Annotated in this window: 10 protein-coding genes; 9 read left to right on the top strand and 1 reads right to left on the bottom strand. The window is 46.6% G+C overall.

Annotated features, from left to right (window positions below):
- Positions 1-175: 175 nt before the first annotated feature.
- A complete protein-coding gene (gene clpB / locus CLV98_RS05375) occupies positions 176-2770 on the bottom strand; it encodes an ATP-dependent chaperone ClpB (RefSeq protein ID WP_109673286.1) in 2595 nt (864 codons plus the stop codon).
- Between the two features lie 423 nt (positions 2771-3193).
- Between clpB and CLV98_RS05370 the strand changes: the two genes are divergently transcribed.
- From CLV98_RS05370 to CLV98_RS05330, 9 genes are all read left to right on the top strand, one after another.
- Positions 3194-4516, top strand: coding sequence for a hypothetical protein (locus tag CLV98_RS05370; protein ID WP_146202230.1), 1323 nt, complete (start codon positions 3194-3196; stop codon positions 4514-4516).
- Positions 4517-4676: 160 nt separating this feature from the next.
- Positions 4677-5258, top strand: coding sequence for an RNA polymerase sigma factor (locus tag CLV98_RS05365; protein WP_109673284.1), 582 nt, complete (start codon positions 4677-4679; stop codon positions 5256-5258).
- A gap of 233 nt (positions 5259-5491) precedes the next feature.
- Positions 5492-6604 (top strand): FecR family protein, encoded by a 1113-nt coding sequence (locus tag CLV98_RS05360; protein WP_109673283.1) that lies wholly within the window; start codon positions 5492-5494, stop codon positions 6602-6604.
- A 196-nt stretch (positions 6605-6800) separates the two neighbouring features.
- Positions 6801-10121 (top strand): TonB-dependent receptor, encoded by a 3321-nt coding sequence (locus CLV98_RS05355; RefSeq protein ID WP_229203227.1) that lies wholly within the window; start codon positions 6801-6803, stop codon positions 10119-10121.
- 21 nt (positions 10122-10142) lie between these two features.
- Complete coding sequence (locus CLV98_RS05350; RefSeq protein WP_229203226.1) at positions 10143-11582, top strand: RagB/SusD family nutrient uptake outer membrane protein; 1440 nt, start codon at positions 10143-10145, stop codon at positions 11580-11582.
- 12 nt (positions 11583-11594) lie between these two features.
- Positions 11595-13616 carry an FAD-dependent oxidoreductase gene (locus CLV98_RS05345; RefSeq protein ID WP_211319977.1) on the top strand — a complete coding sequence of 674 codons (2022 nt, stop codon included), beginning with the start codon at positions 11595-11597 and terminating at the stop codon, positions 13614-13616.
- A gap of 63 nt (positions 13617-13679) precedes the next feature.
- Complete coding sequence (locus CLV98_RS05340; RefSeq protein ID WP_374755176.1) at positions 13680-15305, top strand: FAD-dependent oxidoreductase; 1626 nt, start codon at positions 13680-13682, stop codon at positions 15303-15305.
- Positions 15306-15447: 142 nt separating this feature from the next.
- Entirely contained in the window at positions 15448-16689 is a 1242-nt protein-coding gene (locus tag CLV98_RS05335; protein WP_109673280.1) for an MFS transporter, read from the top strand.
- Positions 16690-16848: 159 nt separating this feature from the next.
- A complete protein-coding gene (locus tag CLV98_RS05330) occupies positions 16849-17367 on the top strand; it encodes a gluconate 2-dehydrogenase subunit 3 family protein (RefSeq protein WP_229203225.1) in 519 nt (172 codons plus the stop codon).
- Positions 17368-17398: the final 31 nt, after the last annotated feature.

Genomic DNA, 17398 nt, shown 5'->3' with positions numbered 1-17398 from the left:
TCTGAATGAGAACCTTATTCAAGTAGCTGATGCGCATTCAAAAATCATACGATCCTTTCTATGAAATCTTAGTCTTTGATAATTTTAGGGCTTTGGGCGTATTGGAAGGGTAAAATAAAAACGACTAGGTTTTTATACCTAGTCGTTTTTATAATTTTACAGGGACAAATTGTAACTAAATCTCTACATTTTCGAAGGCCAATTCCCCATTATTGTCCAGTTCCATCATAATGACCGTATCCTTAGCTACTGTTCCTCGAAGGATGCCCTTGGACAGTTCGTTGAGGATTTTCCTCTGAAGAACTCTCTTGAGAGGTCGTGCGCCAAAGTTGGGGTCGAAACCCTCTTCTCCAAGTTTGGTTAAGGCCTCTTCAGAGGCATCGAGCGTGATCCCTTGTTCGGACAGCAACTGCTGAATGCCCTTGAACTGGATATCCACAATCTTGCGGATGTTTTTCATACTCAAAGGTTCGAACAAAACGATTTCATCGATTCTATTCAAGAATTCGGGTCGAACCGAAGCTTTTAACAGGTCGAGAACGGCCTTTTTGGTTTCCTCTATGACGAGGCTATGGTTCCAGCCTTCATCTTCTGCAAACTTCTCTTGTATTATATGACTGCCCATATTGGAGGTCATTATGATAATCGTATTTTTGAAGTTGGCTATCCGCCCTTTATTGTCGGTAAGTCGTCCTTCATCCAACACCTGTAGCAGAATATTCCACACGTCGGGGTGCGCTTTTTCTATCTCATCGAGCAGTATTACGCTATAAGGCTTACGACGCACGGCTTCGGTAAGTTGGCCCCCTTCGTCGTAGCCTACATATCCCGGAGGCGCTCCTACCAAGCGGCTTACGGCGTGTCGTTCCTGGTATTCGCTCATATCGATGCGTACCATGGCATTTTCGTCGTTAAACAAGTACTCTGCCAGGGTCTTGGCGAGCTCGGTCTTACCTACTCCAGTGGGGCCCAGGAACAGGAAGCTCCCTATGGGTTTCTTGGCGTCTTGTAAGCCAGCCCGGCTGCGTCTTACGGCATCCGACACCACTTCTATGGCCTCATCTTGTCCGGCTACCCGTTGGTGCAAATGTGCTTCCAGCTGTAACAGCTTTTCCCGGTCGCTTTGAAGCATCTTACTAACTGGTATACCGGTCCATTTGGCTACCACTTCGGCAATGTCTTCGGGGGTAATCTCCTCCTGAACCAGGCTTCCTTCTATTTCTTGAGCCTCCAGTTCGGCCAGTTTGGCCTGTACTTCTGGAAGTCGGCCATATCGAATTTCGGCTACCTTCGCTAGGTCGCTGGAGCGCTCGGCTTGTTCGGCTTCCAGGCGCAGCTGTTCTGTTTGTTCCTTTAAGGCCCTTATCTCGTTCACTTTCCCTTTCTCATTCTCCCACTGGGCTTTCAGGGTGTTCCTCACTGAGCTCAACTCCTCGATTTCCTTTTTAAGGACCGTCTCTTTTTCAGTATTATTTTCCCTTCTTATGGCCTCTCTCTCGATCTCAAGCTGCATAATACGCCTGTTGAGCTCATCGAGTTCTTCGGGGACACTGTCCATTTCGAGCCTTAACTTCGAAGCGGCCTCGTCCATGAGGTCTATGGCCTTGTCGGGCAGGAAGCGATCGCTGATATACCGATTCGAGAGTTCTACGGCCGCTATTACGGCGTCGTCCTGTATTCTTACTCCATGGTGTAGCTCATACTTCTCCTTAATACCCCTCAGAATACTGATGGCATCCAGAATATTGGGTTCGTCCACCACCACCGTCTGAAAGCGACGCTCGAGTGCCTTGTCCTTTTCTACATATTTTTGGTATTCCTTTAAAGTAGTCGCGCCAATGGCATGCAGCTCTCCCCGGGCTAAAGCGGGCTTTAAGAGATTGGCGGCGTCCATGGCGCCTTCACCACCTCCACCAGCCCCTATCAGGGTGTGTATCTCGTCGATAAAGAGGATGATTTCCCCATCCGAATCGGTAACTTCCTTGATGACAGCCTTCAGTCTTTCTTCAAATTCTCCCTTGTATTTGGCTCCTGCTATCAGTAAGCCCATATCTAGGGATACGATGATCTTTGATTTTAGGTTTTCGGGTACATCACCCTGTACAATTCGTTGGGCTAGTCCCTCTACAATGGCCGTTTTGCCGACCCCGGGTTCCCCTATCAGAATGGGGTTGTTTTTGGTCCGCCGACTCAGAATTTGCAATACCCGCCTAATTTCCTCGTCGCGCCCTATTACCGGATCTATCTTGCCGGCTTTAGACTGTTCGTTAAGATTCTTACTGAATCTCTCTAAAGATTGATATTTTGCTTCTGCGTTTTGATCTTTCACGGGATTGTTTTTACCTCTAAGTTCCTTAATAGCCTCTATTAATTCCTTTTCTTTAAAGCCAACTTCTTTTAATAAGCTGGCCGTTTTGTCCTTGCCTTTTACCAGACCGAGTAATATTAGCTCAATACTGATGAATTCATCACCGAATTCTTTGAGCGATTTTTGAGCGTTAGCCGTGGCCGCCGCTAAGTCGTTGCCAAGGTAGGGTTGGCCCCCAGATACCTTGGGATATTGCGCTATAATTTGCCCCAGTCGGTCGTTCAATACCGATTCACTAATGTTAAGCTTTTTTAATAAATAGGTCGAAGTGTTGGGGTCCTCCTCTAGTATGGACTTCAGTACATGGCCCGTCTCTATCACCTGCTGTTGGTTGGACTGGGCCATCTCGGCGGCGTGTTGAATCACCTCCTGAGCCTTTATGGTATATTGATTAAAATTCATTGGATCTGTTGGGTTCGTTGAATAATACTGGTTTCCCAAAAACTCATTCCTTTAGAAGATTTCGGAAATTTTGTCATTAAATGTTAGCATGATGTAACCTTAAGTGTCAAAATGACATGTAGTTGTCCGTTTCTATGGTCGTTTTTCCCCGACGTATTCTGGTCAATTTCGGCAATGGGTTTACTTCAAGTATTGGTTTGAGCAATCAGTCGGCAAGGTATTCAATTAGGCCAAACTACCAATGACCTTCGTCAGGAAGGAAAAAGGAGATGTCCTCCGGACGCGGACTTTCGGTCTTAGCCATCGGAGTAGGGCCGGAGTGATGTATGTTTTATCTATAAAATACGACCACATTAATATTTACCAAAATATGGTTATCTTTAGAGAAGGATTGTGTGGAGTCGGCGTTTAAGCGAATGACTTATGGAAGGGAGAGGATATCTATTGCTCATAATAATTTGCATCTTTGGGCCTGTGACCATGGCTTTGGGGCAAATCACCTATTTCGAACAGGGGTTCGATGGGGCAGGGCCCTATGCCAATACACCTCCAAACATAGGGCAATTTGACAAGCTCGTACAGACAAACACTTCTAGCTACGCAGCGTTCAATGGGGCTTTAGAGCTCACCCGCGCGCAGAATCCGGTACCGCAAAATACCTCGGGGCTGGTGAGGGCGGTGCGCAGTACGGCTTTTTCCCCCAATCCAGAGACCCTTTATATCCAAATGACCCTTTCTGCCCGCGACATTAGCACGGTGACTTCCAATGCGGTATATTTTTATGTGGGGGAGAATTTCAATCCCGACAACAATTCCATTCCCAGCAACTTACTGCTGTTTTCTAGGATCAGCCTTAACTTTGATGGGATCGGTGTGGTGGTTCGGGATCTTCAGACCAATGTGAACAGTGCTCCCATAGGGCCCAATACGAGTTTTACCCTTACCTGGGTGCTCAATAATTCGGCCTGGGGCCAGGTATACAAGTTCCCAGAAACGGCCCCAGTTGCCAACTACAAGGTGATGCCTTATCGATACGACCTCTGGGTCAATGGGCTATTATTGGTCGACGAGGCCAGTGCTTATCCGCCTCCTGGGTCGGTAGTTCCCAATAGTTATTCTCCTACACGCTTATCCAATTTTGAAATACGTTATCGAGATGGCTTTGGTACGATCGGCATTGATTACCTCTTGATTCGAGATATAGATGGCGTTTTGCCGATATATATATCCAGTTTCGAGGCGACTCAGTTTCAGGAGCAAGTAAGGTTGGAATGGACGGTCCCTTTACAAGAAAATATGCCAGATACTTATTTGGTCCAGCGGAGCGTCGATGGGTATGATTTTACCACTATAGGTACTGTGCCCGGCCAGGGTAGCATTGGCTATCAATATATCGATAGCATCCGAGTGGGAGGGCGGTTTTTCTATAGAATTATGGCCTTGGACATTCAGGGTCGGGTGATTGAAACCACTTTAAGGCGTACCCTGTTCTTAGATCCTGCAGAAGACCTTATTTTTGTTTATGACAATCCTGTAAAGGCTGGCGTCCTGCAGGTGTACGATGGCGGCATGGGGCAGGATTTTAGGTTGCGCAACGTTTCTGGCATTGAAATTCCATTTACTTCGTGGCGAGGTGTGGGTGGTGAGCTGTTGATCGATCCGATCCGCCCCCTTCCAGCTGGTATTTATTTGCTAGGTTTGCATTATAGAGGGAAGAATCGGTCTTTGCGAGTAGCTGTGCCCTAGGCTGCATGATAAGTTGAAAAATGTCACCACTGGTTCTAGGTGGGAATGTGGGCCCATGATAGCCGAATTCTATGGCTTTCCTTTGATTCTCCTTATTTTTTGTGTTAATTCAATTTCAATTTTCGTTTTTCGTAGAATCTACATGTAGTGGCTCAGACTTATGCAGGACATTGATCTACTCTGGCAGCAATTTTTGGAGGGGGACATGCAGGCCTTAGGCAAGATAATGTCGCTGTATTATAGGGATTTATTTTATTATGGGTCTAAATTCTCAAAAGATGGCGACTTTGTCGAAGACGCTATTCAGGATTTGTTTCTGGGAATTTGGGAAAAGCGAAACTCTATTAATGGAACTATTCCGGCGAAAGCCTATTTGATGGCTTGTTTGAGGAGGTCGATGCACCGTGCAACTAAGGCGCAACATCGTTTTATGCCGGCGTCCATTGAGTCGGTGGATGCAGGATTTGAGTTAAGCTTTTCGGTGGAGCAAAGCTATATAGAACAAGAGTCTGCTCAGCATAGCCTTCTCCAAATCCGACAATCGGTAGAGGGCCTTCCCGCCCGACAAAAGGAGGTGATTTATCTTAAATACTTCCAGAGCATGGATCGTTCTCAAATATCGGAGGTCATGGGGATCTCCCCTCAGACGGTCTCTAACCTGCTTCAAATGGCTTTGGGGCAACTTAAAAAACACATCAAGGTTGAATTTCTTACCTTGTTTCTCCTGCATTTTCTAGTCTGATTCTTTTAGTTTAGGGCCTCTTCGAGCGGAAAAGATAAGGCCTTATTTTATTCTTCTCTGCCAAATGTATGGCATTCAGCCTCGTTTATTCACAAATTTTCAGGCTATTTTGCATATTTTATTGTAAATGAATGACTTATCTGATTAATAGTATTTTTTTAGAAAAAAATATTAAAAATGTATGGTATGTAATTCCTTTATGAGGCTATCGAAGGATAGTATTTGACAAATTCATGAAAAGATATGATCATTTTCGAGCCGAAGACTTTGTGTGGGATAGCTCGTTCCGAGAATGGGTATTAAAACCATCTCCGGAAAATCAAAAATTTTGGAATAAATGGATCGAGTTGCATCCCGATCGTAAGGGGCATGTGGAGCAAGCCCGGCAAATCGTAATGTCCTTGCAAATAAGTGAACCGGAGCTATCGGAAGAGCATATTGCCAGTAAAGTGGAAGATATGCTAGAGCAGCTTCGCGTGCAAGATATTCAGGAAGTAGAACCGATTGCCGAAGTAGGTACTTCCTGGCTAATATGGAGACGACTAGCGGCAGCCGTTTTTCTGTTTGTGGCCTTATTGTGGGTAGGTCGGCAGTGGTGGCAAGATCCGTCGGTGGTGGCTACTAGCGATTCTACACAGGTGACGACTCAGGAGGGTTTGGAGGTGTTTTATAATCAATCGGGACATACCGAGTCCTACACCCTGTCGGATGGTAGTCGGGTAAGTCTGGAGCCAGATGGGAAGCTGAGCTATGACTTCGCTAGTAAAGACCAGCAACGTAAGGTTTATCTGGTCGGTACGGCGTTTTTTGAGGTAGAACGTGATACCTTAAAACCGTTTATTGTCCATACCACCGAATTGGTGGCCAAGGTATTGGGAACGAGCTTTACAGTGGAAGCGAATGAAGGTTCACAAAGTGTACGAATTTCCGTCAAAACGGGAAAGGTAATGGTCCTGGAAAAATCGGATCCACTGTTAGAGCAAAAGCTTTCGGAGTTAAACATTAGCGGTGAAGTGCTGACGCCCAATCAACAGATCACCTTTAGTCGAGCGAGTTTACAAATGGAAAAGTCGTTGGTGTCGGAACCCACCCTTGTATTGCCTGCCAATAGGGCGGTTTCCTTCGAGTTCGAAGAGACGCCGGCTAGTGTGGTATTCGCAAACCTAGCAGCGGCATATGGGATAGAGATTCAATACGACGAAGGGCTCCTTAAAGAATGTCCTTTGACAGCGTCTTTGGGTTCGTTGAATCTTCATGAAAAGCTCAATATAGTCTGTAAAGCCGTAGAGGCACGATATGAAATTATCAATGGCCAAGTCGTGATTTATAGCAAAGGATGCCATTAGTTCAATAATAATTTACATCATATAAAACCCTAAAACATATCAATTTGTAAGAAAACCATATTAAAGAAATGAGCCGGCAATGTTCCCGCATTGCCGGCTCTAACACCAGATCCCCAATTGGTAGTCGCCAAAAGCTCCTGTAAAGGAGCACGGGATCATTTTGCCAAACTGTTCAATTAACAAAACATTCAAATCTATGAAAAAACCGGTACATTTCCATCGGCTATTACTTTGGACTATGCGAATAACCGCCACTCAGCTACTACTTGCCCTTGTATTCCTGGGCACCACCCATGCCCATACGACGCGGGCACAATCTGTGCTTAGTCAGAAACTGACTATTCAAGCAAAAGGGGTTGAAATTAAGAAAGTACTCAACCTGCTGGAGGAGCAGGTCGACGTAAAGTTTGTTTTTAGCTCCCGCATCATACAGTCCAAGCGAAAAGTGGACGCGGTGGCGGTAAACAAACCATTATACGAGGTCTTGGATATGGTACTTACCCCACTAGACTTGTCCTATGAGGTTTCAGGAAAGATAATTATCATCAAAAGGGTAGCGGGGGGCTCCAATGCCGAACCTCCCGCCAAGGCGCAAGATAGGACGCTCAATGGTGTCGTATTGGATGAAAGCGGTACAGGGCTACCAGGGGTCAGTGTGGTTTTGAAAGGAACCCAGACGGGTACCCAAACCGATGCTTCAGGGGCTTTTCAATTGTCGATGGCGGAGGCTGTATTAGACAGGGCGGTGCTTGTATTTAGTTTTGTAGGCTACAAGACCCAGGAAGTCGTTTTGGGAGAGAAAACCAACCTAAGTATCAATATGGAACTGGAGGATCGATCCTTACAAGAGATTGTGGTGATCGGATATGGTCAAGTAAAGAAAAGCGATTTGACAGGATCGGTAGCCTCCATCAAGTCGGCGGAAATCAATGCTTATCCGGCCACCAACCTGGTTCAATCTATGGCTGGCCGGGCTGCCGGGGTGTATGTGTCCCAAAATAATGGGGCCCCTGGTGGGGCTATTAGCGTACGAGTAAGAGGAACCAACTCGATTCAAGGAAGTAATGAGCCCTTATACGTGGTCGATGGATTCCCATATTCCGGTAATCCTACCTTGCTCAATAATGCCGATATAGAGTCCATGGAGGTCCTGAAAGATGCTTCTGCCACGGCCATTTATGGATCACGTGGGGCCAATGGGGTGGTGCTGATTACCACCAAAAGAGGTAAATCGGGAAGAGTGAATGTCGATTATGAGGGTTATTTTGGCGTTCAAAGTATTCGTAAGAAGCTAGACTTGATGGATGCTACTCAATACGCCCAGTTTTATAATGAGCAAGCCATTAATGATGGCCTGAGTCCTCATTTTACTCAAGAGCAAATTGCAGGCTTCGGGAAAGGGACCGACTGGCAGGATTTGGTATTTCAAAAAGCTCCGATTCAAAACCATTCTATTTCGGTAAGTGGGGGCAACGAACGTACCCGCTTTTCGGTAGCAGGGAGTAATTTTAGCCAAGATGGGATCATCATTGGGAGTAATTATAAGAGAAACTCTTTAAGATTCAATTTGAACTCAGATCTAGGAAAGAACTTTAAGTTGGATCTCAACTCGGTATTAAGCCGGTTTGACACCGATCGGAAGAACTCCAGCAAGGGTAACCGCGGAAGCTCCTTAATTTCGGCCCTCCTGTCGGGCTATCCTACTATTCCCTCCACCAATGCCGACGGAAGTTATTCGAATTTAGGTGAAGCCTATGCTTGGGGGTCTAATGCGATCGTTAATCCATTGAACTTCTTGTATCAGCAGACGGACCGGTTGAAGTCCAACAAGGTATTGGCCAATATGGCCCTATCTTATAGCCCCTTGCCGGGGCTGACCATAAAATCTATGGCTGGTATAGAAAGTACCGATGACGTTACGAACGTCTATACCACCAACAAATTTGTCAATTCTAAGGGGAGCGCAAGCATTAGTTCTGCCCGTATTAGCAGTTTGTTGAGCGAAAATACAATTAGCTATAATAAGGAAATGGGTAAGCACAACCTGTCGGCTGTGGCCGGGTTTACTTACCAAGACTATACGAGTACGGGACTGTCCGCTTCAGGAAGTGGTTTTATTAGCAATAACCAAGAGTCTTACGACATAGGAGCGGCAGCCACTCAGGGCGTACCCTCTTCCTATTATTCTAAATGGAGCCTGTTGTCGTATTTAGCTCGGGCTAACTATTCCTTTAACAACAGAGTATTGGTGACGGCTAGCATACGCGCCGATGGTTCTTCCCGATACAGTGAAGGCCAGAAATATGGCTATTTCCCTTCGGCTGCAGTGGCTTGGAGGCTTTCGGAGGAGGACTGGATCAAGAACATACCGGTTATTTCCGATATGAAGTTACGGGTAGGATATGGAGAAACAGGAAACACGGCCATCAGCCCCTATCAAACTTTGAATCAGCTATCGTCGGATCAAGTCGTTTTTGGCGATGCATTGACGACCTATTACGCACCAGGGACACGGCTGGCAGGACCCCTTCGCTGGGAAACGACGGCTCAAACCGACGCCGGGATCGATATCAGTTTTCTCAACAACCGGTTTAGTTTTACAGCCGACTACTACGTGAAGAATACCAGAGACCTACTGAATAATGTGGCTTTACCCTCGTCGCTGGGCTTTACCTATACCATCCAGAATATCGGTAAAATTCAGAATAAAGGTTTCGAATTTTCAGCTTCTGGAAAAGTGCTAGAAGGTCCCTTCAAATGGGATCTGTCTGGAAATATCTCCTTCAACAAAAACAAAGTCGTTAAGTTGTATGGTGGTAACGACATCCTAGGCAGTGCCATCAATATTTCGGTGGTCAACGATAATATCAATATCCTACGGGAAGGGGAGGCATTAGGAGCGTTTTATGGCTATGTATCCGATGGCTATGATGAAAACGGCTATCCGAAATATATGGACTATAACGAAAGTGGAACCCGCGATGCAGAGGATAAGAGAATAATAGGAAACCCAAATCCTAAGTATATCTACGGTATCAACTCGAATATGGAGTATAAAAACTTTGAGCTTACCCTATTTGTACAAGGTAGCCAGGGCAACGATATATTTAACCTTAGTGCGGTGAACCAAACCAATGACTATGGTCAGGCCCTTAATATGCCTGTCGATGTATTTAACGATCATTGGACACCTACCAATACCGATGCAAAATACCCTGTGATCAAAACGAACTCCCAGCCTCAGGTATCCGATCGTTTTATAGAGGATGGGTCCTATCTCCGTGTCAAGAATATTCAGTTGAGCTATAACTTGCCCGTGTCGTCCCTTAATCTTAAATGGCTGCGTAATGCGCAGGTTTACGTGAGTGCTCAAAACCTGATCACTTTTACCAAGTATTCGTGGTATGATCCTGAAATAAATTCCTATGGAGGATCCAACTCGATTCTACAAGGAATTGATCATTACGTATATCCTGTGGCCAAGACCACCACATTCGGGATACGTGTCGGTTTATAATTCATTTTTAAATAGCTATTGATGATGAAAAAGTATTGCTTATATATCCTTATCTGCCTGATGGGGGCTTCTTGCAGTGAACAGCTGATAGAAAAGCCCAAGTCGTTGGCTTCTGAAAATTTTTATAATACCGACGCCGAGGCCGAAGCCGCTGTAAATGCCATTTATGGCCCTATGCGGACCAATAATGGTTTAGGAATCAACTATCCCGCTCAGCTGGAGGGGATGGCCGATTATGGTAATTCGCGCGGTAGCCAAACTCCGGTAAGTCTGTACCAAGGCCTGGACAATACCAATGCCAATAGGGTGGGGGTTATCTGGGACAACTTCTACCAGTCTATCCGGAATGCGAACCTAGTGATTCAGAATGTTCCGACAGGAACCGATATTACGGAAGCTAATAAGCTGAAATATGTGGCTGAGGCCAAGTTCTTGAGGTCTCTTTTGTACTTTGCCCTCGTACGTAACTGGGATGGGGTGCCTTTGCGTACAGAGGCCAATATGTCTGAGGCAAATCTGCCCAGAGCCACTGTAGCTGAGGTCTATCAGCAGATTGTGGCCGATGCTCTAGAGGCTGAGAATGGGCTGCCCGATACCCCCGCAGCCATAGGTCGCCCCACAAAATGGGCCGCTAAAACCCTGCTCTCAGAGGTATATCTTTACCAAGAAGACTGGGCGCAGGCGAGTGCTAAGGCCGGAGAAGTCATTGCTTCCGGAAAGTTTGATTTGGTAGCTACAACGGTGTCAGAAGACCTGCAGAAAATATTTGGTCCCGAGGTGGTGAACACCCCTGAAGAGATATTCTATTTCAAATATAACCGGCAGCAGGGATTTGGCTTGGTAAGCTACGCGCATAGGAAGACCAGTGAATACAATTATTACGGTCCGGGTGGGGTGTATGCCCAATATACCGATTCCGTTTCGAATTCCTTTATAAAAGAATGGGATGCTATGGACCTTCGTAAAGCCCATATATTGTATAATGTGGACATTGGTCTAGGGCCTAATTCCTGTCTGTTTAGGAAATTCAGAGATCCCGATGCTACCTCCGGGGCGGGCAATGACTATCCGTGGTATCGCTATGCCGATTTGCTACTGTTCCATGCCGAGGCAGATGCTCGTGCCAACGGGGCCGTTACGGCTGAGGCTTTGGAAAGTATTAACAAAGTGCATCGTCGCGCCTACGGCTTCCCTGCGCAGGTACCTTCTTCAGTTGATTTTAAAATGAGCGATTATAATCTGGATGAATTTATTGATCTAGTGGTACGGGAGCGTGGCTATGAAACGATGTACGAAGGGAAGCGCTGGCTCGACCTGAAGCGACTCGGAATTGCCAAGCAGCGAATCAAGGAGGTTAAGGACATTGATGTTGCCGAAAAGCATATGCTCTGGCCCATCCCCAATTCAGAACTGCTTTATAACACTGCCATTAATGCAGAAAATCAAAATCCAGGATATTAAACAAATAAAAGTATGAAGGATCAAAATCGTTTGGCAGGGCCGCTCTCCATGCTCCTGTTATTACTTGCCATCGTGCTGAGACCCGTCTTAGCCGCCCCACCAGTCCAGAAACAGTACGATATCGTCGTGTATGGTGCCACTTCGGCCGGAGTAATAGCGGCCTATACGGCCAAGATGCATGGGAAGTCGGTACTGTTGGTGGATCCTGGGATGCATTTGGGAGGGTTGACAACAGGAGGCTTGGGCTATACCGATATTGGTAATAAATATGCCATAACGGGTTTGTCCAGGGATTTCTATCGGCGCATCGGCAGCCACTACGGTAAGCTAGAGCAGTGGACCTTCGAGCCCAAAGTCGCTAAACAGTATTTGCAGGAGTATCTCGACCAAGCCGATGTGTCGGTGATGTATGGCATGGAGCTGGTGGGCGTGACCAAGCCCAATACCACTATAGCCTCGGTGATGTTGAAAGGAAGAAAAAGTCCTTTTGAAACGGTAGAGGTAGCCGCTAAGGTATTTATCGATTGTACCTATGAGGGCGACTTGATGGCCCTGGCTGATGTTTCTTATCGGGTGGGTCGGGAAGCGAATGCCGAGTTTAATGAAACGATCAATGGCGTGCAACTGCTCGACGGGCACCAGCTGCCAGACGGTATAGATCCGTATGTGGTGCCTGGCAAGCCTTCTTCGGGATTGATATGGGGGATTCAGCCGGGTACACTGGCCGCCCAAGGTAGCGGGGACAAGCTGGTACAGGCTTATAATTTTAGAATATGCCTGACCAACAATCCAGACAATAGGGTGGAGATCACCCGGCCCGAAGGTTACGATCCTCAGCAGTTTGAGTTACTCGTAAGGCTAATGGCCAAGCAACCTCATAAAACCAAGCTGACCGATTACTTTATCTGGAGTGCAATGCCTAATCAGAAAACGGATATCAACAATCGAAATGGGTTTTCTACCGATATGATCGGGATGAATTATGACTATCCCAACGCCAACTGGAAGGAGCGTGAGCGGATCGTCCAGGACCATGTAAATTATACCAAAGGTTTGCTATATTTCTTCGGCCACGACGAAAGGGTACCCGAATCCTTGCGGGCAGAAATGCGGCAATGGGGATATCCCAAGGACGAGTATACCGATACGGGTAACTGGTCGCCACAATTGTATATCCGGGAGGCGCGCCGCATGCATGGAGCCTATGTGATGACCCAGGCCAACTGTGTGGGGGAGTCGGTAGTGCCTGACGGTGTAGGAATGGCCGCTTATACCATGGATTCTCATAATACCCAGCGTATTGTTGTAAACGGCATGGTTAAAAACGAGGGCAACGTAGAGGTAGGGGGCTTTGGGCCCTATCCTATATCTTACCGGTCATTGGTTCCGAAACGATCGGAGTGCGACAATCTGCTCGTGCCCGTATGCCTTTCTGCAACCCATATTGCCTTTGGTTCTATACGCATGGAGCCAGTATTTATGGTGCTCGCTCAGTCGGCGGCAACGGCAGCCGCTATGGTCATCGACGGTAAGTCGGCCGTGCAGGATGTGGACGTGGAAGCATTGCAGCGATCACTTAAACAGAACCCGCTTGCCAACGGAAGCGTAGCCGAGATATTGGTAGACAATAACGATGACCAACGGGTAGAAATACAGGGTGCCTGGGTGAAGCGAAGCCGTGGAGGATATGGAACCGATTTTTTGGAGAAGGACCCAAATGACAAAGCTGCCGGTTCGGTCAGGTATACGCCGGCCATTGCCCAAAAGGGGCGTTATAGCGCCTATCTTTACCTTCCCCACGTGCAACAAATGGCCCCGGAAATTAACGTGTCGGTTCAGCAGCGGAAGAAGATTTCGAAGTTAAAAATCCGTAAGGCAGATATGGTGGTAGTAGGGCAAACCTCAGGAGAGTGGTATCATCTGGGCGACTACAACTTATCCGATGATGCTGATTTCAGTGTTACGATATTGGCTCCAGGCGGCGATGCGGGCGGAGTTGTATCGGCCGATGCGATGCTTTTTATTCCTAATTAATATAAACCTTTAAATTTTACTGTTTTGAGACAAATCTTTAGAAGTATTTTGTTGACCGTGGGGGTGCTTGCGGTTTCGGCCTGCTCCTCAAATGAGGGGAGTCAGGATACCCAAAGTGCCGATGTAATCATTTACGGAGGTACTTCCGCAGCGGTGACAGCCGCCGTTGAGGTGGCCCAAGCTGGGAAATCGGTATTGGTAGTTTCACCAGACGTTCATTTGGGCGGGCTGTCGTCGGGTGGGCTTGGCTACACCGATACCGGCAACAAATCGGTGATTGGAGGCCTTGCCCGTGAATTTTACCATCGGGTATATATGCACTATCAGGATGAAGGTGCCTGGCAGTGGCAGAAGCGCGAGGATTATGGCAACAGAGGCCAGGGAACTCCGGCTATGGATGGAACGGAGCGTACCATGTGGATTTTCGAGCCCCATGTAGCCGAAAAAGTTTTCGAAGATTTTATTCAAGAAAATAAAATTGAAGTTCTACGCGACGAATGGCTCGATAGGGAGAAAGGCGTTGAAATGAAAGATGGTAAAATTGTTTCTATCACCACCTTGTCGGGTAAGAAATTTGAAGGTAAAATGTTTATTGATGCCACCTATGAGGGCGATTTGATGGCGGCAGCTGGGGTCTCTTATCATGTAGGTAGGGAGGCCAACAGCGTGTACGGTGAAACCTGGAATGGTGTACAGCCGGAGGTTTTCCAACATGGGCATCATTTCAAGAAAAATATAAGCCCTTACGTTACACCCGGCGATCCTGCCAGTGGTTTATTGGCCTATGTCTCTGACGAAAAAATCGCTGAGAAAGGTGCTGGGGATGCCAAAATTCAGGCCTACTGCTTTAGAATGTGTTTGTCGGCTAACCCCGACAACCGTATACTCTTTGCCAAACCTGAAGGCTATGACTCGACAAAATATGAGCTATTGGCGAGAATCTATGCCGCTGGTTGGGATGAGACCTTCCAAAAATACGATCCCATTCCCAACAAAAAGACCGATACCAACAACCACGGCCCTTTCAGTACCGACTTTATCGGACAAAATTACGATTATCCCGAGGCAAGTTATGAGCGCAGAAAGGAGATCATCCAGGAGCATGAGCAATATCAAAAAGGCTTGATGTATTTTTTGGCTAACGATTCGCGGGTACCCGCCGATGTTCACGAAGAGATGCAGAAATGGGGATTGCCTAAGGATGAGTTTAAAGATAACGGTGGCTGGCCACATCAGATATATGTTCGCGAAGCGCGGCGTATGATTGGTGAAGAGGTGATGACCGAAGGCCATACCCTAGGGAGCATTCCGGTTGAAAACTCTGTTGGAATGGGTTCCTACTCTTTGGATTCACATAATGCCCAACGCTATATCAAGGAGGATGGGTATGTGCAGAATGAAGGAGATATTGGCGTACATCCCAAGCAACCTTACAGCATTTCGTATCAGTCTATCATTCCTAAAAGGGCCGAATGTCAAAACCTTTTGGTGCCCGTATGCCTTTCTAGTTCACATATTGCATTCGGATCTATCCGTATGGAACCGGTATTTATGATTCTGGGGCAAAGTGCAGCAGCAGCGGCCGTATTGGCCATAGACGACCAAGTGGTCGTTCAAGATCTGCCTTATGCCAAATTAGAAGAAAAACTCCTAAAAGGACAGCAGCGCTTGGTATACGCCAAAGAGTAAGTGAAAGGGTGAAGGATGCGTGAAATATTTGGCACCTCCGCCCTAATCCTGCTACTTTATTGATTAATTACTGGAAATAGCCGGAATTTTATCCGGCTATTTCTATAATATTGTGCTTCGTTTCGAAAACCCTATTTATTGAATGAAAACCCCCGTACAGCCTCGTTCCAATTTTTCCCACTTATTTAGTGCGCCGGTCATTGTGGCGGCCCTTGGTTATTTTGTCGATATCTACGACCTATTATTATTTGGAATCGTTCGTATTCCTAGTTTGATATCACTGGGACTTTCCGAAAAGGAAATCTCTGAAGTCGGCGCCAGCATACTCAACTGGCAAATGGGTGGTCTGCTCATAGGGGGCATATTATGGGGGGTATTGGGAGACAAAAAGGGGAGACTTTCTGTCTTGTTCGGCTCCATTATCACTTATTCCCTGGCCAATATTGCCTGTGGCTTCGTCCAGGATCCACAGATGTACAAGGTGCTTCGATTTATTGCTGGAGTAGGTTTGGCCGGAGAACTCGGGGCGGGCATCACTTTGGTTTCAGAGATATTGCCCAAGCACCTTCGGGCCATCGGCACTTCGCTGGTGGCTGGGGTAGGTCTCCTAGGAGCTATTGTAGGATACTTTACCGTAGAATTTTTCGAGTGGCGCATGGCTTATTTTATTGGTGGAGGCATGGGAATCAGTCTTTTGTTATTACGAATAGGCGTTTTTGAGTCGGGGATTTTTGCAGATATGAAGCATCAAACCCACGTTAAAAAGGGCAATTTTTTGATGCTGCTCACCAATAAAGATCGATTGACCCGTTATCTGAAATGTATTGGTATGGGGCTTCCTACCTGGTTTGTAATTGGAATTTTGGCCACTTTTAGCAACGAATTTGGGCTCGCACTGGGCATAGCCGAACCTATTAAGCCCGGACTCACGATTATGTGGTGCTATGTTGGGCTGTCGGTAGGAGACTTTGCTAGCGGATTTATCAGCCATTGGTTGAAGTCGCGCAAGAAAGCCGTTTTTATCATGATGTCACTTACCTTAATGGCGACGGTGGTTTTCCTGTATGGAGGCATCCACCAGGCTAAACATCTGTATTCGATTGCCGCAATATTGGGCTTGGGGATTGGCTATTGGGCCATGTTTGTCACCATAGGAGCCGAGCAGTTTGGTACCAATTTACGTGCTACGGCCGCCACTACAGTCCCCAATATGGTGCGGGGGACGGTCATTGCGATGACCACCCTTTATGGGGGTTTCAAGGGATCGTTTTCAATTATTGAGTCGGGGGCATTGGTAGGGATGCTTTGCTTTGCCATTGGGTTTTATTCTATTCTCACCATCCCCGAGACCCACGACCGGGATTTGGATTTCCTAGAGGTTTAGGCTCCAAAAAGGGCCGGATGTTCGTCCTGTTTTATTAGGATTTAAGCATTATAGTATTGAATTTTGTTAATTAGCTGTTAATTTTTATTATATCTGTCAAATAATGATATAATTGCAGAGTTGTATACCTAGAGCGTATTATAAATTTTTTAAAAAAATATGGAAAGACGTACGGCGATACGCCAAATGGCCCTTGCAGCGGGTACGATAGTGAGTTTGCCCACCTGGGCCAAAGGCTGGAAAAAGGCCGACCTTCATACCACCAGTTTTCTGAACACTGAGCTCTACCAGGTTTTGGAGGTGGCCGTTGAAGCCATCATTCCTGAAACGGACACTCCGGGTGCCGGTGAAATAGGGGTAGGAGCGTTCGTGGCGCTGATGGTTAAGGATTGTTATGACACTGCCGTTCAAAATAACTTTAGTAAAGGCCTAGCCGAGATTGAGGCATCGAGTAAGAGCCGCTTCAATAAATCCTTCTCAGCTCTACAGCAGAGCGATAAGTTGCAGGTTTTAAAGTCCTTTGAAAAGGGATCGGATAAGGACCAGAAATCCTTTATTGGGCTATTAAAGAATCTGACGATACAAGGATATATGAATTCGGAATATGTGATGACCAACCTGACTCATTATGAGATGGTTCCGGCAAGGTACCACGGTTGTGTTCCTGTAAAGGGCTAATCACGGACTTAAAATTACCCTTTAGCTAAAA

It is taken from the genome of Dyadobacter jejuensis (assembly GCF_003149085.1).
GTDB lineage: Bacteria > Bacteroidota > Bacteroidia > Cytophagales > Spirosomataceae > Dyadobacter > Dyadobacter jejuensis.
Note: the sequence above shows the minus strand (reverse complement) of the source record. Positions and strands in the feature narration are given on the sequence as shown.

Bases quoted from the DNA above. Each gene is read 5' to 3' on its own strand.
- CLV98_RS05330 (WP_229203225.1), top strand. From the start codon at position 16,849: ATGGAAAGACGTACGGCGATACGCCAAATGGCCCTTGCAGCGGGTACG.
- CLV98_RS05345 (WP_211319977.1), top strand. From the start codon at position 11,595: ATGAAGGATCAAAATCGTTTGGCAGGGCCGCTCTCCATGCTCCTGTTA.
- CLV98_RS05335 (WP_109673280.1), top strand. From the start codon at position 15,448: ATGAAAACCCCCGTACAGCCTCGTTCCAATTTTTCCCACTTATTTAGT.
- CLV98_RS05365 (WP_109673284.1), top strand. From the start codon at position 4,677: ATGCAGGACATTGATCTACTCTGGCAGCAATTTTTGGAGGGGGACATG.
- CLV98_RS05350 (WP_229203226.1), top strand. From the start codon at position 10,143: ATGATGAAAAAGTATTGCTTATATATCCTTATCTGCCTGATGGGGGCT.
- CLV98_RS05360 (WP_109673283.1), top strand. From the start codon at position 5,492: ATGAAAAGATATGATCATTTTCGAGCCGAAGACTTTGTGTGGGATAGC.
- CLV98_RS05370 (WP_146202230.1), top strand. From the start codon at position 3,194: ATGGAAGGGAGAGGATATCTATTGCTCATAATAATTTGCATCTTTGGG.
- clpB (WP_109673286.1), bottom strand. From the start codon at position 2,770: ATGAATTTTAATCAATATACCATAAAGGCTCAGGAGGTGATTCAACAC.
- CLV98_RS05355 (WP_229203227.1), top strand. From the start codon at position 6,801: ATGAAAAAACCGGTACATTTCCATCGGCTATTACTTTGGACTATGCGA.